Source organism: Streptomyces sp. NBC_00076, assembly GCF_045041235.1.
GTDB lineage: Bacteria > Actinomycetota > Actinomycetes > Streptomycetales > Streptomycetaceae > Streptomyces.
Genome location: NZ_CP108242.1, coordinates 3,568,588 through 3,587,181 on the forward strand (window position 1 = coordinate 3,568,588; position 18,594 = coordinate 3,587,181).

Here is an 18,594-nt window from a genome sequence, read left to right on the forward strand (position 1 = left end):
GACAGCTGACAGATTTCAATATCTGTCAGCTGTCAGCTGCCACTCGAAACGGTCGACCATCAGCTGTCGGCTCAGCCGCCGTACGCCAACTTCGCCCCCAGCACCACGAAGGACCCCGCGAAGCTCCGCCTCAGCCATGTCATCACGCGCGGGCGGGAGAGCACGTGGCTGCGCACGGAGGCCGCGAGCTGCCCGAACGCGAGGAACACGACGAACGTCACCAGCATGAACACCCCGCCCAGCATCAGCATCCGCCCCATCGCGTACGGCTCCTCGGGGCTGACGAACTGCGGCAGGAAGGCAAGGAAGAAGATCGTCACCTTGGGATTGAGGACGTTGATCAGTACCGCCCGGACGATCACCGCGCCGGAGCCGGACGGCTCGGCACTCTGGTCGAGGTCGATCGCCCGCTCGTCGCGCACCATGACCCACGCCATGTACAGCAGGTACACCACACCGGCGTACTTCAGGATCTGGAACGCGGTCGCGCTCGCGTGCAGCACGGCCGCGAGGCCGGTGACCGTGGCCAGCACGTGCGGCACGATCGCCAGTGTGCAGCCGAAGGCCGCGACGGCACTCGCGCGGCGGCCACGGGAGAGCCCGGCGGCCAGGGTGTAGACGAGCCCGGTACCGGGCGTCACGACGACGACAAGGGTGGTCAGCAGGAACGCGATGCTCATGCGTTCACCCTGGACATGCGTCGGCCCTTGATACAGGTCCACAACGGCACCCGTATCAAGGGCCAATCAAGCAGTCGACGGTCCTGGCAGTCGGTCTTGCTGCCAGGTCGACGGTCCTAGCAGCCGATCAGTCGGCTCGCCAGGTAGCCCTCGATCTGGTCCAGCGACACCCGCTCCTGCTTCATCGAGTCACGCTCGCGGACGGTGACCGCGTTGTCGTCCAGGGTGTCGAAGTCGACGGTCACGCAGAACGGCGTGCCGATCTCGTCCTGACGGCGGTAGCGGCGGCCGATGGCGCCGGCGTCGTCGAAGTCGATGTTCCAGTGCTGGCGCAGCGCCTGGGCGAGGCCCTTGGCCTTCGGGGACAGCTCCGGGTTGCGGGACAGCGGCAGCACCGCGACCTTCACCGGGGACAGCCGCGGGTCGAGGCGCAGCACCGTGCGCTTCTCCAGCTTGCCCTTGGCGTTGGGCGCCTCGTCCTCGAAGTAGGCGTCGAGCAGGAAGGCGAGCATCGCGCGCCCGACACCGGCCGCCGGCTCGATGACGTACGGGGTCCAGCGCTCCTGGGCGTCCTGGTCGAAGTACGACAGGTCCTGGCCGGAGGCCTTGGAGTGGGCGCCGAGGTCGTAGTCGGTGCGGTTGGCCACACCCTCCAGCTCACCCCACTCGTTGCCGCCGAACTGGAAGCGGTACTCGATGTCGGCGGTGCGCTTGGAGTAGTGGGAGAGCTTCTCCTTCGGGTGCTCGAACCACCGCATGTTCTCTTCGCGCAGGCCCAGGCCGGTGTACCAGTTCCAGCGCTGCTCCATCCAGTACTCCTGCCACGTCTCGTCCTCGCCCGGCTTGACGAAGAACTCCATCTCCATCTGCTCGAACTCGCGAGTGCGGAAGATGAAGTTGCCGGGCGTGATCTCGTTGCGGAAGGACTTGCCCATCTGCGCGATGCCGAACGGCGGCTTGCGGCGCGAAGTGGTCTGCACCTGGGCGAAGTTGGTGAAGATGCCCTGCGCGGTCTCGGGACGCAGGTAGGCGACGGAGCCGCTGTCCTGGGTCGGGCCGAGGTGGGTGGAGAGCAGACCCGAGAACTGCTTGGGCTCGGTGAACTGGCCCTTGTTGCCGCAGTTGGGGCAGTTCACGTCCGCCAGGCCGTTCTCCGGCGGGCGGTTGTGCTTGGCCTCGTAGGCCTCTTCCAGGTGGTCCGCGCGGAACCGCTTGTGACAGGAGGTGCACTCGGTGAGCGGGTCCGTGAAGGTGGCGACGTGACCGGATGCCTGCCAGACCTCGGGGGCCAGGATCACGGACGAGTCGATACCGACGACGTCCTCGCGCGAGGTCACCATGTAGCGCCACCACTGGCGCTTGAGGTTCTCCTTGAGCTCGACACCCAGCGGCCCGTAGTCCCAGGCGGCGCGCTGTCCGCCGTAGATCTCACTGCAGGGGAATACGAAGCCACGGCGCTTGCTCAGGCTGACGATGGTGTCGATCTTGTCGGCGGCCACGGTGCTCTCTTCATTACGACGACGGGCGAGGAAGCGAGATGCTTCAGAACGTGCTTCGGAGCATTGCTTCAGAGCGAATGCTTCAGGTTACCGGCGAGGGCTCCCCTCCAATCAAATCGGTTAGGGCTCCGACCCCTCTCGCCCGCCCCCTCACCTCCCTCTCACCTTCCTCTTCACCTGCCTTGTTGACAATCATTTCCAGATTAGTTGAAAATGACTGTCATGAACGTACGACGTCGCCTCATATCCACGGCAGCCATGACGGCCGTCACCGCGCTGGGCCTCGGTACCCTCTCCGCCTGCTCCACCGACAGTGCCGCCGCGGGCAACACGGACAAGTTCGACGTCGTCGCGTCGTTCTACCCGCTGGCCTTCCTCGCCCAGGAGATCGGCGGGGCCCATGTGAATGTCAGCGACCTCACCAAGCCCGGCCAGGAGCCGCACGACCTGGAGATCAGCGCCAAGCAGACCGCGCAGCTCCAGGAGTCCGACGCGGTGCTCTACCTCAAGAACCTCCAGCCCGCAGTCGACGACGCGGTGGCCCAGTCCGAGATCGGGACGAAGATCGACGCCGCCTCCCTCACCTCGCTGGAGAAGCACGGCAACGAGGTCGGCGGTCACGCGGCCGAGCACGACGACCACGCCGACGAGGAACTGGCCGGCCTCGACCCCCACATCTGGCTCGATCCGGTGCGCTACGCCCAGGTCGCCCAGGGTGTCGGCAAGGCCTTCGAGAAGGCCGACCCGGACCACGCGGCCGACTACAAGAAGAACACCGCCGCCCTGGTCACGAAGCTGAACGCCCTGAACACCCAGTTCAAGGACGGCCTGACGAACACGAGGACCAAGGTCTTCATCACCACGCACGCCGCCTTCGGCTACCTCGCCGAGCGCTACGGCCTGACCGAGGAGGCCATCAGCGGCCTCGACCCCGAGTCCGAGCCCAGCGCGAACCGCGTCAGGAACCTTGAGAAGATGGCGAAGGCCGACGGCGTCTCGACGGTCTTCTACGAGACGCTCGTCAGCGACAAGACCGCGAAGACCATCGCCGCCGACTCGCACCTCAGGACCGACGTCCTCGACCCGATCGAGGGCATCACGTCCAAGTCGAAGGGCGACGACTACTTCCAGGTCATGGAGTCCAACCTCAAGGCGCTGCGGACCGCACTGGGCGCCGAATGATCCCTACGGAGGACCTCGTGAGCGAGCCCGTCGTATCCCTGCGCGGCGTCCGCGCCGAGTTGGGCTCGCGCCCTGTCCTGCGCGGCATCGACCTCTCCGTGGACCGCGGGGAGGTCGTCGCGCTGCTCGGCGCCAACGGCTCCGGCAAGTCGACCGCGATCCGCACCGTCATCGGCCAGGTGCCGCTCACCGGCGGCGAGATCAGGCTGTTCGGCACCCCGCGCCGCGGCTTCCGGGACTGGGCGCGCGTCGGCTACGTACCGCAGCGCACCACCGCCGCGGGCGGTGTGCCCGCCACGGTCACCGAGATCGTCTCCTCCGGCCGGCTGTCCCGGACCCGCTTCGGCGTGCTGCGCAAGGCCGACCACGAGGCCGTACGCCGGGCCCTGGACCTGGTCGGCATGGCCGACCACGCCAAGGACTCCGTCAACGCCCTGTCCGGCGGCCAGCACCAGCGCGTGCTGATCGCCCGTGCCCTCGCCGCCGAACCCGAACTGCTGATCATGGACGAGCCGATGGCGGGCGTGGACCTGGCCAGCCAGGAGGTCCTCGCCCAGACGTTGCGGGACCAGGTGGCGTCCGGTACGACGGTGCTGCTCGTCCTCCATGAACTGGGCCCCCTGGAGCCCCTGATCGACCGGGCGGTCGTCCTGCGCGACGGCTGCGTGACGCACGACGGCCCGCCCCCGCAGGCCCTCGGCCAGCACGCCCTGCCCGGCCACGACCACGTACACCCGCACGCGGCTCACGACGCCGAACCGATCCGGACGGGACTGCTGAGCTGATGGACCTCCTGAACTACGCCTTCATGCAGCGGGCCCTGCTCGCGGCCGTCCTGGTCGGCATCACCGCCCCCGCGGTCGGCATCTACCTCGTCCAGCGCCGCCAGGCCCTGATGGGCGACGGCATCGGCCACGTCGCGATGACCGGCGTCGGCCTCGGCTTCCTGCTCTCCACGTCCCCGGTGTGGATGGCCATGGCCGTCTCCGTCCTCGGCACCGTGGTGATGGAGCTGATCCGCTGGTACGGCAGGACCCGCGGCGACATCGCCCTCGCGATGCTCTTCTACGGCGGAATGGCCGCCGGCGTGATGTTCACCAACCTCGCGCCGGGCGGCTCCAACGCGAACCTGATGTCGTACCTGTTCGGTTCCCTGTCGACGGTGAGCCCGGCGGACGTGACCGCGATCTGCTGGCTCGCCGCGTTCGTGCTCCTGATCACACTGGGCCTGCGCCGCCAGCTGTTCGCGGTCAGCCAGGACGAGGAGTTCGCGCGGGTCACCGGTCTGCCGGTGCGCGTGCTGAACCTGCTGACGGCGATCACCGCGGCGGTGACGGTGACGGTCGCCATGCGGGTCGTGGGCCTGTTGCTGGTGTCGGCGCTGATGGTGGTGCCGGTGGCGGCCGCCCAGCAGCTCACGCGCAGCTTCGCGGCGACGTTCGCGGTCGCGGTGGCCATCGGCGTGAGCGTGACGATCGGCGGGACCGTCACGTCGTACTACCAGGACGTACCGCCCGGCGCGACGATCGTGCTGCTGACCATCGGGGCGTTCATCGCGCTGACCGTGCTGGCGACCCCGCTGGCCCGGCGCCGCGCGCGGGCCCTCGCCGACCGGCAGCCTGCCGGGGACCCGGCGGAGTGCGTGATTCCGGCCAGCCGTGAACCCGGCGGGAAGGTCGGCGTCTGACCGTCGACAGGCCGGACTGGCACAATGGCCCGGCAGGTGCAGACGTGAGGAGGCAATCGGTGACGACCGCTGGACCGCCAGTGAAGGGCCGCGCGACCCGGCAGCGGGCCGCCGTGGCGGCGGCGCTCGACGAGGTCGACGAGTTCCGCAGTGCTCAGGATCTCCACGACATGCTCAAGCACAAGGGCGACTCCGTCGGGCTGACCACGGTCTACCGCACGCTCCAGTCGCTCGCCGACGCCGGCGAGGTCGACGTCCTGCGCACCTCCGACGGCGAGTCCGTCTACCGCCGCTGCTCCACCGGCGAACACCACCACCACCTGGTCTGCCGCGTCTGCGGCAAGGCCGTCGAGGTCGAGGGACCGGCGGTGGAGAAGTGGGCGGACGCCATCGCGGCGGAACACGGCTTCGTGAACGTGGCCCACACGGTGGAGATCTTCGGCACGTGTGCGGAGTGCGCGGCGAGGAAGTAACGCCGGCCCCGCTCAGGGGAACAGCTCAGGCACATGCGTTGGGGCGCCCGGTTCGTGAACCGGGCGCCCCAACGCATGTGCCTGAGCGTGTGCCCGGCTACTCCTGCTCGCCCTCCATGGCCAGCAGCTCCTCGTTCGGGATGGCGCCGCCGAAGCGCCGGTCCCGGGAGGCGAACTCCACGCACGCGCGCCACAGGTCCCGCCGGTCGAAGTCCGGCCAGAGCACGTTCTGGAAGACCATCTCGGCGTAAGCGCTCTGCCACAGAAGGTAGTTGGAGGTGCGCTGCTCGCCGCTCGGCCGCAGGAACAGGTCCACGTCCGGCATGTCCGGGTAGTACAGGTACTTCTGGATGGTCTTCTCGGAGACCTTCGACGGGTCGAGCCGGCCGGCCTTCACGTCCTCCGCGATGGCCTGCATGGCGTCCGCGAGCTCGGCCCGCCCGCCGTAGTTCATGCAGAAGTACAGCGTCAGCCTGTCGTTGCCCTTGGTCTGCTCCTGGGCGACCTGGAGCTCCTTGGCGACGGACTTCCACAGCCGGGGCATCCGCCCCACCCACCGCACCCGGATCCCGAGTTCGTCGAGCTGGTCCCGGGTCTTGCGGATGAAGTCCCGGTTGAAGTTCATCAGGAAGCGCACCTCGTCCGGCGAGCGCTTCCAGTTCTCCGTGGAGAAGGCGTACAGCGAGATGCTTCCGACGCCCATCTCGATCGCGCCCTGCAACACGTCCAGCACCCGCTCGGCACCGACCTTGTGGCCCTCGGTGCGCGGCAGCCCGCGTTCCTTCGCCCAGCGTCCGTTGCCGTCCATGACGATCGCCACATGCTTCGCGACCAGCTCACTCGGGAGCTTCGGCGCACGGGCTCCGGACGGGTGCGGTTCCGGCGTCTTGTACTCGCGGCGCTGGCGCCCCAGGATCCCGCGTACGGCCATGTGCTTCTCGTCTCCCTCTTGCTTTCGGCGCCTGCTTTCTCGCTTCCGGCGCCTACTTTTCCACGTAGCGAAGCGAGCGCAGCCCGCGCTCCAGATGCCAGTGCAGATAGGCGGACACCAGCCCGCTGCCCTCCCGCACATGCCGCGGCTCGCACGCGTCCGCGGTCTCCCAGTCTCCCGTAAGCAGCGCCCCGAGGAGTTCCAGGGTCTGCGGCGACGGTACGACACTGCCGGGCACCCGGCAGTCCAGGCAGACCGACCCTCCGGACGCGACCGAGAAGAACCGGTTCGGACCGGGCATACCGCACTTCGCGCAGTCGCTGAAGGTGGGCGCGTACCCGTTGACGGCGAGCGAGCGCAGCAGGAAGGCGTCCAGGACGAGGTGCGGGGCGTGCTCGCCGCGGGCGAGTGTGCGCAGTGCCCCGACGAGCAGCAGATACTGCTGCACCGCCGGCTCGCCCTCGTGGTCGGTGAACCGCTCGGCGGTCTCCAGCATGGCCGTCCCGGCGGTGTACCGCGTGTAGTCCGCGACGATCCCGCCCCCGTACGACGCGATGGTCTCACTCTGTGTGCACAGCGGCAGTCCGCGCCCGATCAGTTCGCTGCCCCGCGCGAAGAACTGCACGTCGACGTGGGAGAAGGGCTCCAGCCGCGCCCCGAACTTCGACTTGGTCCGGCGTACCCCGCGGGCCACGGCCCGTACCCGTCCGTGACCCCGCGTGAGCAGCGTGATGATCCGGTCCGCCTCACCCAGCTTCTGGGTGCGCAGCACGATGCCGTCGTCGCGGAACAGACTCATGGGAGCCATTCTCGCCTACGGCGAGCGGGCTCCGTGTTGCGAGTCGGCGGCGGATACCCCGGCGACGCCTCACGGCGACCGTGCCGCCCGTCGCGGAGCGGCCGATGTCGCCGCGGCGTCGCGGCCCGGGGCGATCCGAACGACTGCCCCCTAGGAGGCGTGTGCGGCCCGCCGGCAGCCGTACCGGGCGGCCAGCGCGTGGAACGCCGCCTTCGGCTCCCAGTGCCAGCCCGAACCCGGGTCGTCCGGCCGGTCCTTGATCGCTTTGGTGATGCCGTAGCTCGCCAGGTCGAGGTCGTGGCGCGGGTCGTGAGGGCGGTGTGGGGCGTCCGCGGTCACGAACTCGAAGGCCATCGCCGCGTACAGGCCCATCGACTCGAAGACGTCGAGCAGATCTGTCAGGTAGGCGGCCTGGACGCGCTCGCTGCGGACCAGGTCGCCCTTGATCTCCGGTGGGTTCTTGTCGTAGTCGACGATGTCCCAGCCCATACCGGCCGTCTGGGGCGCGCCGACGAACGCGCAGGTGCCGAACTCGGTGATCGCGAGGGGCTTGCCCCATCGCGAATGCCGCTTCAACTCCCTCACGTAGGCGTCCCGTTCGCGGAAGTACGAGTAGTAGTCGATGCCCACGACGTCGAACAGGTTCCAGTCGACCTGGTCGTCCTGGGCGGCGGCATAGCTCAGCCGGCCCCGGAAGACGGAGCGGCCGGTCTTCGCCGCCTTCGCCGTGAAACGGTCCAGGCGGCGCTGCATGAGCTCCCGGTCGACCGTGCCGTTCTGCAGGTTCTCGATGCGCTCGAAGACGTTCGCGCCGGGGATGATCCCCGGGACGAACAGCCAGAACTCGCAGCCCACGCTGAGCTCCACGCTCGCGCCCTGCCGACGCAGCCGCTCCGCGAACCGTCCGCTCTCCGCGAGGTGCTCGAGGATGTCGCGCTCCGGAACGTCCCCGAGGGTGGGCTGGAGCCAGACATGCAGTCCGAGTTCGGCGGCCTCGGCGGCCGTGGCCGTGAGGCGCTCCACACCGTCGCCGGTGACGTCGACGGTGTCCGCGTGCAGGTCGTCGCGGATGGCACGGAGGTCCGCGCGCATCCGGGCGGTGCTGAAGGCCGTGCCGGGGGTCTCGCCCTCCCCGACGGTGTACACGACCCCCCTTCGGGTCAAGCCTCCTCCCGCGGCCCCCGCTCCCCTGGCCCCCGCTCCCCCGGCCGCTGCCCGTCCCGCGGGCAGCACCGCCCCGGCCAGCCCCGCAGCCGCCGCTCCCGCCAGGAACCGCGCCCGGTTGATCCCCTTCGTCTTCTCCATGCGTCCACTGTGCCGGTCGTGGACGCGCCGGTCCGTCCGCCGATGGTCTACGGCTGGGCGACCAAGGGATGACCGATGCCCTACGTCAGGCACCAGAAGTCCGGCTCAGCCTTCCGCGACGATGCGGCGGGCGGCCTCCGCCTTCTCCTGGTGGGCGGTGCGCAGTTCCTCCAGGGCCTCGGAGTTCTTCTTGATGTCCGCCTTCTGGATGTCGGTCTCCGCCTTGAACCAGATGGCGAGAAGGCCGGTCTCCTCCTTGCAGAGCACGTCCGCGGTCGCGGTCCGCTTCTCCTTCGCGGAGATCTCGTCACCCTGGAACGCGGCGGTGTTCAGCGGGTCCATCGGAGAGGAATATCGGAATCCGGAACTCCGCATACACCGGGACCATTTCCGGAATCCTTCCCTCACCGCAGGGTCCGCGAGGGAGTCCTGGTAGCTCTCGTTGGCGATGCGGCTCGCGACCGCCGCGCCGGCCGGATCGTCGTACTCCTTGGAGAGCTTGGAGACCGACTGGCCGAAGCAGCCGTCGTCCGGTACCTCTTTCCCCTTGTACGTGAGCTTTTCGCCGCTGCCCTGCGGTACGCCCCGCTTGCCGTAGAACACCGAGAGGTCGTCCTTGGAGAGGCGGGGCCCTTCGGGCAGTTGGGCGGCGTCGCGGTTCGGGTGGTAGCCGAAGCGTGCCGCCTCGCTCGCGCTCGACAGCCCGTAGCGGCGGTCGGCGGGCCGGGGGGTGTCCGGGGCCTGCTCCGGCGGCTCGTAGGCGATGCCGTACGTCTTGAGGCAGCGCCGCGTCAGGACGTGCTGGGCCGACTCGATCGCGGTGTCCTCGGCGACCGAGTAGCTGTAGCGGGCCATCGGCAGGCGGTTGGTGTACGTGACCAGCCGTTCCGTCGTCGAACTGCCGGACGTGGTGGGGGTGTTGGCCGCCCCGGCCGGGGCGCCGCCCTCGCCCGAACCGCTCCCGGAGGAGCAGCCGAGCAGGGCGGCGGCCAGGGCCAGGCAGATGGGTGCCAGGCGTCGCACGCGGATCAGAACTTGTAGCAGTCGCCGTCGTAACGGCCGTACCCGAAGGACGCGTTGTTGTTGTACGTCTTCTGGAGGCGGCCGCCGGGACCGTTGTCGGTGCTCTTGAAGGCCGGGATGGAGTCGCAGGCGCCCGCGAGGTTGCTGTTGTAGTAGACGACCAGGTTGTACGGCGCCAGGTTGGCCGCGGAGGCGGCGTTGTTCTTGACGGCCTGCCCCTTTCCGGCTCCGGAACCGAGGAACGTGTAACCGTTCAGGCTGTAGTGGTCGAAGCCCACGAACACGGTTCTCGAACCCGCGGTACCGCTGTTGTAGTAGAAGACCATGCAGTAGGTCTCGGAGTCGGGACAGGTGAGCGAGGCCGAGGCCTGGGACTGCGGGGCCGTACCGAGCACAAGGCCCGCGGTGGCGGCGGCGGTGAGGCCGAGAGCGGCGAACTTGCGGCGCAGACGCATGACGAATCTCCTGTGTTGGTCGGACACGGATGATGCGGCGCGCGAGTTCCCCGCCGCGAAAGCGCCTGATCGTAACAACCCTTGATTCGTACGGGAATTGACTTCTTTTGGCGCTGTTTTCCGGAGGAATTCATTCCGGCCGAATCATCACGTTTGGAGCTGTCGGCGGGCACCAGTACGTCCCGGCCGAGAGCCACCTCACCGCGGCCGAGCGCCGCGTCACGCGTACCGGAACATCCTGGGCAGGCGCCGCATGTCGATGGCTGAGGCGCGGTCGTTCCAGGCGGACGGCCTGGGCCTGGAGCGCTGTTCGACGGGGAGCGGTGCGGCCGCGGCCCGGGCCTGGAACACCGCGATGACGGCGGCCAGTTCTTCGACGGTGGGTCGCCCGCGCAGAACCGTGACGAGGGGCTCGGACATGGTGGGCTCCTTGCAGGGGACTTGGAGGTCGCGTCGCGGTGGGCGGGGGCAGGAGTGGGGCCCGGGCCGGCCCACCGACCCGGGCGACCTCCTAGAGCGGGAGGTTGCCGTGCTTCCTGCCGGGCTGCGTCTCGCGCTTGGTGCCCAGGGCGCGCAGGCCGCGGATGATGTGCTGCCTGGTCTCGGACGGGATGATCACCGCGTCCACGCAGCCCCGCTCGCACGCCGAGTCGGGGCCGAGGACGGTGTCGTCGAGCGCGAGCGGTGGTCCGGGCACCGCGATGCGGGCCGTGGGCCAGGCGAGGTTGAGGTCGGCGCCGAGATGTCTGGAGCCCATGACGTCGTAGGCGCCGCCGTAGGCCTTGCGGGTGATGACGGTGATCAGTGGCACGGTGGCTTCGGCGTAGGCGTAGGTCAGCTTGGCGCTGCGCCGGACGATGCCGTTCAACTCCTGGTCGGCGCCGGGGCGGAAGCCGGGGACGTCCACGAAGGTCACGACCGGCACGTTGAAGGCGTCGCAGGTGCGGATGAAGCGGGCGGCCTTCTCGCAGGCGTCGATGTCCAGGCAACCGCCGTGCCGCAGGGGCTGGTTGGCGACGATGCCGACGGGGCGCCCGTCGACGCGGCCGAAGCCGGTGACGATGTTGGGGGCGAAGAGGGGCTGGGTCTCCAGGAACTCGTCGTCGTCCAGGGCGCTTTCGACGACCTGGAGCATGTCGTACGGCTCGTTGGCCGTGTCGGGAACGAGCGAGTTCAGCTCCGGCCGCAGTTCCGCCTCGACATCGTCCGTACAGCCCTCGGGGTCGGCCGGTGGATCCTCCAGGTTGTTGGAGGGGAGGTAGGACAGCAGCGCCCTGACGTACTCGATGGCGTCCGTCCGGTCGTGCGCCAGGTGGTGTGCGAGGCCGGACACGGTGCTGAGGGTCCTGGCGCCGCCGAGCTCCTCCGGGCCGACGCGCTCTCCGGTGGCGGCCTCGACGGCTTCGGGCCCGGACACGAACATGTACGACGCCTGGTCGCTCGTCACCACGAAGTCGCTGACGGCCGCGGAGTGCACCGCGCCGCCCGCGTGCCCCACGACCAGGGCGATCTGGGGCACGACTCCGGAGGCGAGTACGGCGCGACGGAAGATCTCTCCCCGGACGCCCACTGCGCCTGCGCCTGCGCCTGCGCCTGCGTCGGCATGGGCATGGGCATGGGCATGGGCATCGGCGTGGGCGTCGGCGTCGGTGCCCTGGATGGAGATGAGCGGGCATCCGGTCTTCAGGGCGAGGTCCATCACCTTGGTGATCTTCGCGCCGGAGAACTCGTCGAGGACGGCACCGAAAGCGGCGGCGTCCTGCGAGAAGACGGAGACCGGACGGCCGTCGACCGTGCCATAGCCGGCGACGACGCGGTCGGGGCAGCGACGTGCCACGGCGTCCAACTCGACGAAAGAGCCCTCGTCGAGCAGCAGCTCGACCCGCTCGCGGGCGCTGCTGACTTCGGTGTCCACAACGGTCATCCGGGTGTTCCTGTCCTTGAGGGTGCCCTGAAGAGCCTAAGGATCGTTGAACGATCCTTCAATAGCCTGGCACCGATCACACGCTCACACCCCGTATCGGACATCACTTCCGACTTCTTTCGGCCAGGGGATTGACGGAACCCGCGGGCGAGGGTATCAATTTGTGAGGATTGTTGAACGATCCTCTTCGTGGATACAGACGGACGAAGGCCGCGACGCGGCTGGGACCACCTCCCGGCCCGGCCCGGCCGACGCCCTCCGGCTTCGCCCCTCCGCTCCCGATCCCCTCGCGGGCGGAGCGCCGCGTGGCCACTCACCGTTTCCGGGCGGCCCGGGTCGCACCTACTCCCCGTGAGGCAAAAGATGCCTCCCTTCCCCGCACCTCGGGCGACAGCGGTCGCCGTGGGTGTCGACACCGTGGATCGTGCGACGTGGATCCTTCCGGCGGTCGCCGAAGCCGCCCGATCGGCCCGTCGGCAGGTCGCGTCGCAGCTGGCCGACTGGGGCTTGCCCCAGGTGGTCGATGACGCGACGCTGGTCGTCTCCGAGCTCGTCACGAACGCGGTCTGCCATGGGGCCGGCCCCGTCTGGCACGCGCTGCGCCGCGTACCGGGCGACGGCACCGCCGATGTGGTGCGCCTCGAGGTCGGCGACCACGGACAGGGCTGGGGCGGCATTCCCGCACCGCGCGCACACGAAGACGGCCTGAGCTGTGGCGGCCGCGGCCTGCCGCTGGTCGAGGCACTGTCCTCGCGGTGGGGTGCCTGGCGCCTGCCGCACGGCTTCGTGGTGTGGGTCGAGATGTCCGGCCGACCCCTGGTCGGCTCGCCCGGCACGGCCTACCCGCCCGAAATAAAACTTCATGCAGAAAAAGAACCCTTTCCCCTTGAGGGATCGTTGAACAATCCCTAGGTTGTTCCCACGTCGAGACCGGCCGACGGGCATGGCCGGTTTCCCCGTAGAGGCTGGAGACACGGGATGGACCGACCCATCACCAGCCGCCTCCACTCCCCTTCCCTCCTCCCGTGAGGTCTCCATGACAACCACGCCCACCAGTCCCCCTGCCGTCGCCGAGGACGCGACCGGCCGATTCGCCTGGTACCGGTCGTTCTCCCCGCAGGGGCGCCGCGCCTTCAAGGGAGCGTTCGGCGGGTACGCCCTCGACGCCTACGACTTCCAGGTGCTCCCGCTCAGCATGGTGGCCTTGGCTGCCTACTTCAGCCTCACCACGGCGCAGACGGGCCTGCTGACCACGGTCACGCTGCTGGTGTCGGCGCTCGGCGGCATTCTGGCGGGCCTGCTGATCGACCGGGTCGGCCGAGTGAAGACGCTCATGATCACGGTGGCCACCTACGCCTTCTTCACCGTGCTGTGCGGCTTCGCCGTCAACTACCCGATGCTGCTGGTGTCCCGGGCCTTCCAGGGCCTGGGCTTCGGCGGTGAATGGGCGGCCGGGGCCGTCCTGGTGGCCGAGTACGCCAAGTCCCGCTACCGCGGCAAGGTGCTGGCGTTCATCCAGAGTTCCTGGGCGGTCGGCTGGGGCCTCGCCGTGATCGTGTCGACGATCGTGATGGACAACCTCGACCCCTCCATCAGCTGGCGCGTGATGTTCTGGACGGGCGCCCTGCCCGCGGTGCTGCTGGTGTACGTGCGCCGCAACATCAAGGACGCCCCCGAGGTGACCGAGCGGCTGGCGAGCAAGGAGCCGCGGGTCCCGCTGTCGTCGATCTTCAAGGGCAGCCTCGCCCGCAAGACGCTCTTCGCGACGATCCTCGCCACCGGTGTGCAGGGCGGCTACTACACCATCGCCACCTGGCTGCCCACCTACCTCAAGGTCGAGCGCGGCCTCACCGTGGTCGGCACCGGCGGCTACCTCTTCATGCTCATCACCGGCGCCTTCCTGGGCTACCTCGCCGCCGGTTACATCACCGACGCGCTCGGCCGCAAGAAGACCTTCGCCCTCTTCGCGGTTCTCAGCGCGGGCCTGCTGCTGACCTACATCAACATCCCGCAGGGCGCCAACACCACCCTGCTGTTCCTCGGCTTCCCCCTGGGCTTCTGCGCCTCCGCCATCTTCTCCGGGTTCGGTGCCTTCCTGGCCGAGCTGTACCCGGGCCCGGTCCGTGGCACCGGCCAGAGCTTCACGTACAACGTCGGCCGCGCCGTCGGCGCCTTCTTCCCCACCGCGGTCGGCTTCACCGCGGGCAGCGCGGGCGTCGGCGGCGCCCTGATCTACGGCGTCATCGGCTACGCCATCGCTCTGGTCGCCCTCCTGGGACTGCCGGAGACCCGCGGTACCGAACTCACCTGAGGCACCCCGCCACAGGTGCGCATCGTCTTGCGCGGCGCCCCGGGGTCACAGGTCCGGTGACCCGTGACCCCGGGGCGCCGCCATGCACAGGAGAGGTTCCTCCCTTGCCCCCGAGAGCCGGCCGGACCCGCCGCACGAGACCTCGTCCTCGTCGCCGGCCCGATCCGCAAGCAGTGCGCCACCTCGCCCGGCCCAAGAACTGGCGAGTACGCAACAAACTCACCGCCGTCGTCCTGGTCCCCGGTCTCCTCGCCTGCTTCCTCGCGACCGTGAGCCTTTCCCGGACCATCGGCGATGCCGGCGACTACGGGCGGTTCGCCGCACTGGCCCGTCTCCAGCGCCCGGCCCTCGGCCTGGTCCACGCTCTTCAGGACGAGCGTGATGCCACGGCCGCGTTCGTCGCAGGACGGCGCGAGGGCTCGCACGGCGGCCTCGGCGAGCGGCGCGCCGCGGCCGACACCGCCGCCGTCGCCTACCGCGGGGCGGCCGGCGCCATCGACACCTCCGGTGATCCGCGACTGCGGACGGCGTTGCGCAGGGCGTCGGAGGAGTTGCGCACCCTTGGCGCACTGCGTACGGCGGTGGACGAGGCCGGGCTGACCCAGGGCGCGATCGTTTCCGGCTACACGGTCATGCTCAGCAGGCTGATGGACCTCGGCCCGGTCCTCGTCGAGCACAACGGCGGTGGCGCGTCCGCGCAACGGGCGCGGGCCCTCGACGCCCTGTCCGTCGCAGTGGAGAACACCAGCCGGGTCCGGGCGGAGCTCAACGCCGTCCTGACCAACGGGACGTTCCTCGTCGGCCAGTTCCCGGACTACGCCGGCGCGGTCGCCCGTCAGCAGGAGTCCGTGGACGACTTCCTTGCCACGACCAGCCAGCCGCAGCGCACCCTGTACGCCGACTCCGTCAAGGGGACCTCGGTCAGCGCGGCCCAGGCCATCCAGGAGCGGGCCGCCGAGCAGGCCCAGGCCAGTCGGATCAGCGTCGAGCCGGCCCGGTGGGAGAAGGTCTCCGGCCGCAAGATCGCACTGATGCGCACGGTCGAGTCCCGGATCCTGGACGAGCTGATCACCGTCAGCGACGCGTCGCACGCCTCCCGGCGGTCGGTCGCCTGGTGGGGTGCGGCAGGCATGCTGGCCATGTTCCTGGCGACCGGATGGGTGGTCACCGCGGTAGTCCGGTCGATGACGCGTCCCTTGAAGACGCTGCGAGCCTCCGCACTCGACGTCGCCCACCACCGTCTGCCCGAGGCGCTCGAACGGCTGCGGCAGGCGGACGCCGATGACCTGGGCGACTTCAGGGCCACGCCCACCCTGGTGGTGTCCGACGACGAGATCGGCGAGGTCGCCGAGGCGTTCGACGCCGTGCAGAGCGCAGCCGTACGGCTGGCCACCGACCAGGCCGCGCTCCGCTCGCACATCAACGGGATGTTCGTGCACCTCTCCCGTCGCAATCAGCATCTGGTGGGCAAGCTCCTCACCGAGATCGGGGACCTCGAACAGGACGAGCGGGACCCCGAACGTCTGGCGCGGCTGTTCCGGCTGGACCACCTGGCCACGCAGATGCTGCGTACCGACGAGAGCCTGCTGGTGCTCGCGGGTTCGGACGCCGGACGCGGCTGGGACCGCCCGATGCCCCTGTCGGAGGTCCTGCTCGCCGCGAGCGCCGAGGTGGAGCAGTACACGCGGGTCGTCTGCCGGCCCGCTGTCGAGGCGGACATCGCGGGTGACGCCGTGACCGACCTGGTGCACCTCCTCGCGGAGCTGATGGAGAACGCCACGCACTTCTCCGGCCCCCACTCCGCCGTCACCGTGACGTGCGGCGCGACGCACGACCGTGCCGCCGACCTGGTGATCTCCATCGTGGACGAGGGGGTGGGGATGACCGCCACGGACATGGCGGCCACGAACCACCGGCTGGCGTCAGTACGCGCCTTCGACCCCGAAGCGGGCCAGAGCATGGGCCTGTTCGTGGTCAGCCGCCTCGCGTCCAAACACGGCGTCTCGGTCGCCCTCGTCCCCTCGCCCCGGCAGGGGACGACCGCTCTGGTGCGGTTGCCCGGACATCTGCTGGCCAGGCCGGAGGATCCCTCCGCCGCGGCGTTCGGGCAGACAGTGGCCGAGGCCCCCACACAGACCCTCCCGTCACCGTCCTCACCCGGGGAGCCCGCGTTCGGCTCGGCGCAGGACTGGCTGGTCCACCGCCGTTTCTCCGACGGACTGCACACCGCCGCGAACCACACACCGCCATCCGTACCGTTCACCGCAGAAGGACAACCGTGATGCCGAGACCCGCTGTCAGCACGGTCGCCGTTCTCTGTTCGGCCCTGCTGCTCACCTCCGCCTGCACGGGGGAACCCGTGGCGAAAACCCGCGCCACCGTGGCCATCGGGTTCCTGGCCCCGCTGTCAGGGTCCTCGGCCACCGTGGGCGCCGACACCCGACGAGGTGCCGAACTGGCGGTGAGGATCGTCAACGAGGACCTGGCATCCGTCCCGCTGCCGCTCGGCCCGGGCCAGGGGCTTCCTCGGGCGAACCACCCGAGGATCAGGCTGCTGACCGCCGACACCGCCGCTTCCGGCGCGACCGGCGCCGGACAGGTGCGGCACCTGGTGAGCGACCAGGGCGCGGTGGCCGTGGCCGGCGGATACGAATCGGCGGTCACCCGAGCGGCCGCCGCGCGGGCCGAGGAACTGAAGGTCCCCTTCGTCAACGGCGGCTCCTCGGCGGCGTCGCTGACCGAGCGGGGCCTGGACTGGTTCTTCCGCACGGGCCCCTCCGACCTGAGCTATGGCCGGGTGGTGTTCTCGCTGCTCAAGGAGCGCCAGAGCGAAGGCACCGCCGTACGACGCATCGCTGTCGTGCACATGGACGACCAGTACGGCAACGACGGAATGTCCATGATCAAGCGCTTCGCCTCCCAGATCGACGGCGATGTCGTGGCCGACGTCGAGGTCGGCGCCAAGTCCACCGACCTTTCGGGGGCGGTGGAAGAGGTGAAGGCTTCGGCTCCCGATGTCGTCCTGACCCTGCTGTACACACCGCAGGCGCTCGCACTGAGCGATGACTTCCACGCCGCGTCGTACGAGCCGCCGGCCCTCATGGCCTTCGGAGCGGGCTATGCCGACGCGGACTTCGTCAAGAGGGAGGGAAGCGATGCGGAAGGCGTGTGCAGTCGATTCGCCTGGTCCGCGGAGCTGGCCGTGCGCAATCCAGCGGCCCGGGCCGTCGCCGCCCTCTACCGGACGACGTACCACCGCCCGATGAACGACGACGCAGCGCGCGCGTTCACGGCGGTGATGACCCTGGCCCAGGCGGTCGACGAGGCGGCTTCCCTCTCCCCCGCGGACATCCGTTCCGCCTTGGTGAACCTCGATGTCCCGGGGCGGGACACGATCATGCCGTGGGACGGCGTGAGGTTCGACGACAACCATCAGAACATCGGAGCCCGAGGCGTCGTGGAGCAGGTCCAGCAGGGGAGCTACCGCCTGGTCTACCCGTTCGACGTGGCCCGCGCGCGGCTGCGGTGGCCCATGTCGTAGGAGCCCATGTCGTAGGGGCCCATGTCGCAGGTGCCTCGTCCAGCGCTATCCGGCCTGGTGGTCCCGGTCCCCTTCGGCCGTGCCCAGTCCGGAGTGTGTCCGGACGAGTTCCTGCTCGGCGTCGTTGAGGTAGTCGGCGAGCAGGAGCTCCGCCTTAACGGTGGCGCCGGCCCTGAGGGCTGCGAGGATGTCCCGGTTGCGGGCCAGGTAGGGCTCGTGGAACCCGCGCAGACCGCCCATCGCGTGGAAGGCGAGGCGCAGTTCCGCCAGCACGCCACGCATCAGTTCGTTCAGGCGGACGCTCTTGCCGAGGGCCACCACCGCGTCGTGGAAGTGGGTGTTGGCGGTGCCGACCCGGAGCCAGTCGCCTGCCTCGGCGGCTTGTTCCGCCTCGGCGACAGCGGCCTCCGCACCGGCCAGATCGTAGGGCGGGTTGCCCAGGTGGCGGACCACCGCGCATTCGATGAGCCGGCGCACCTGGTAGATGTCGATGACGTCCTGGACGGTGAGCATCCGGACGAAGACCCCGCGATTGAGCTCGTGGACCAGCAGCTTCTCGTGCGTGAGCAGCCGGAACGCCTCGCGGAGGGTGTTGCGCGAGATCCCGAGCGCTTTGCCGATGGTGTCCTCGGAGAGCTTGCTGCCCGGCGCGAGGTGGCCCTCCGAGATGCGGGTGCGCAGGATGTCGGCGACCCGCTCGGCGGTACTGGAGCGCCCCAGCAGTACGCGATCCCCCACCAGCACGGCCGGATCCAGCTCGGCAGCCATATTCTCGGTCCTCCCC

Annotated in this window: 18 protein-coding genes; 8 read left to right on the forward strand and 10 right to left on the reverse strand. The window is 69.5% G+C overall.

Going from position 1 to position 18,594, the window contains the following annotated elements:
* Positions 1-71: 71 nt before the first annotated feature.
* Together OHA64_RS16260 and OHA64_RS16265 are read right to left on the reverse strand one after the other, a co-directional pair.
* Complete coding sequence (locus OHA64_RS16260) at positions 72-680, reverse strand: LysE family translocator (protein WP_405613562.1); 609 nt, start codon at positions 678-680, stop codon at positions 72-74.
* 116 nt (positions 681-796) lie between these two features.
* A complete protein-coding gene (locus OHA64_RS16265; protein ID WP_405613564.1) occupies positions 797-2,179 on the reverse strand; it encodes a glycine--tRNA ligase in 1,383 nt (460 codons plus the stop codon).
* A 222-nt stretch (positions 2,180-2,401) separates the two neighbouring features.
* Here OHA64_RS16265 and OHA64_RS16270 point away from each other — a divergent pair, with 222 nt between their 5' ends.
* Genes OHA64_RS16270 through OHA64_RS16285 form a run of 4 tightly spaced genes read left to right on the forward strand, consistent with a single transcriptional unit; the run spans position 2,402 to position 5,521 of the window.
* Positions 2,402-3,361: a metal ABC transporter substrate-binding protein gene (locus OHA64_RS16270; protein WP_405613566.1), complete on the forward strand. Its 960-nt coding sequence runs from the start codon at positions 2,402-2,404 to the stop codon at positions 3,359-3,361.
* Positions 3,358-4,146 carry a metal ABC transporter ATP-binding protein gene (locus tag OHA64_RS16275; protein ID WP_405613568.1) on the forward strand — a complete coding sequence of 263 codons (789 nt, stop codon included), beginning with the start codon at positions 3,358-3,360 and terminating at the stop codon, positions 4,144-4,146. Before OHA64_RS16270 ends, OHA64_RS16275 begins: the two co-directional genes overlap by 4 nt.
* A complete protein-coding gene (locus OHA64_RS16280) occupies positions 4,146-5,048 on the forward strand; it encodes a metal ABC transporter permease (RefSeq protein ID WP_405613570.1) in 903 nt (300 codons plus the stop codon). Before OHA64_RS16275 ends, OHA64_RS16280 begins: the two co-directional genes overlap by 1 nt.
* Before the next feature lie 59 nt (positions 5,049-5,107).
* Positions 5,108-5,521 carry a Fur family transcriptional regulator gene (locus OHA64_RS16285; protein WP_405613572.1) on the forward strand — a complete coding sequence of 138 codons (414 nt, stop codon included), beginning with the start codon at positions 5,108-5,110 and terminating at the stop codon, positions 5,519-5,521.
* Between the two features lie 97 nt (positions 5,522-5,618).
* Here OHA64_RS16285 and OHA64_RS16290 read toward each other — a convergent pair whose 3' ends face one another.
* The 7 genes from OHA64_RS16290 to OHA64_RS16320 form a co-directional block, all read right to left on the reverse strand.
* Positions 5,619-6,452, reverse strand: coding sequence for an isoprenyl transferase (locus OHA64_RS16290; protein ID WP_405613574.1), 834 nt, complete (start codon positions 6,450-6,452; stop codon positions 5,619-5,621).
* Between the two features lie 52 nt (positions 6,453-6,504).
* The gene (recO, locus tag OHA64_RS16295) at positions 6,505-7,251 is read right to left on the reverse strand and encodes a DNA repair protein RecO (protein WP_405613576.1); all 747 of its coding nucleotides are present in this window, start codon (positions 7,249-7,251) and stop codon (positions 6,505-6,507) included.
* Between the two features lie 150 nt (positions 7,252-7,401).
* Positions 7,402-8,556: an abortive phage infection protein gene (locus OHA64_RS16300; protein WP_405613578.1), complete on the reverse strand. Its 1,155-nt coding sequence runs from the start codon at positions 8,554-8,556 to the stop codon at positions 7,402-7,404.
* A 105-nt stretch (positions 8,557-8,661) separates the two neighbouring features.
* Positions 8,662-9,579 (reverse strand): hypothetical protein, encoded by a 918-nt coding sequence (locus tag OHA64_RS16305; protein ID WP_405613580.1) that lies wholly within the window; start codon positions 9,577-9,579, stop codon positions 8,662-8,664.
* Positions 9,580-9,584: 5 nt separating this feature from the next.
* The gene (locus OHA64_RS16310) at positions 9,585-10,034 is read right to left on the reverse strand and encodes a peptidase inhibitor family I36 protein (protein ID WP_405613582.1); all 450 of its coding nucleotides are present in this window, start codon (positions 10,032-10,034) and stop codon (positions 9,585-9,587) included.
* Positions 10,035-10,253: 219 nt separating this feature from the next.
* Entirely contained in the window at positions 10,254-10,454 is a 201-nt protein-coding gene (locus tag OHA64_RS16315) for an acyl-CoA carboxylase subunit epsilon (protein WP_405613584.1), read from the reverse strand.
* Between the two features lie 91 nt (positions 10,455-10,545).
* Complete coding sequence (locus OHA64_RS16320) at positions 10,546-11,958, reverse strand: acyl-CoA carboxylase subunit beta (RefSeq protein ID WP_405613586.1); 1,413 nt, start codon at positions 11,956-11,958, stop codon at positions 10,546-10,548.
* A gap of 402 nt (positions 11,959-12,360) precedes the next feature.
* Here OHA64_RS16320 and OHA64_RS16325 point away from each other — a divergent pair, with 402 nt between their 5' ends.
* From OHA64_RS16325 to OHA64_RS16340, 4 genes are all read left to right on the forward strand, one after another.
* Positions 12,361-12,870, forward strand: a complete 510-nt coding sequence (locus OHA64_RS16325; protein ID WP_405613588.1) for an ATP-binding protein — start codon at positions 12,361-12,363, stop codon at positions 12,868-12,870.
* Between the two features lie 124 nt (positions 12,871-12,994).
* Positions 12,995-14,269, forward strand: a complete 1,275-nt coding sequence (locus OHA64_RS16330; RefSeq protein ID WP_405613590.1) for an MFS transporter — start codon at positions 12,995-12,997, stop codon at positions 14,267-14,269.
* Between the two features lie 173 nt (positions 14,270-14,442).
* Positions 14,443-16,551 (forward strand): nitrate- and nitrite sensing domain-containing protein, encoded by a 2,109-nt coding sequence (locus tag OHA64_RS16335; protein ID WP_405613592.1) that lies wholly within the window; start codon positions 14,443-14,445, stop codon positions 16,549-16,551.
* The gene (locus OHA64_RS16340; protein ID WP_405613594.1) at positions 16,551-17,810 is read left to right on the forward strand and encodes an ABC transporter substrate-binding protein; all 1,260 of its coding nucleotides are present in this window, start codon (positions 16,551-16,553) and stop codon (positions 17,808-17,810) included. Before OHA64_RS16335 ends, OHA64_RS16340 begins: the two co-directional genes overlap by 1 nt.
* 45 nt (positions 17,811-17,855) lie before the next feature.
* Here OHA64_RS16340 and OHA64_RS16345 read toward each other — a convergent pair whose 3' ends face one another.
* On the reverse strand, positions 17,856-18,578 hold the full coding sequence (locus OHA64_RS16345; RefSeq protein WP_405613596.1) for a GntR family transcriptional regulator: 723 nt from the start codon (positions 18,576-18,578) through the stop codon (positions 17,856-17,858).
* Positions 18,579-18,594 lie beyond the last annotated feature (16 nt).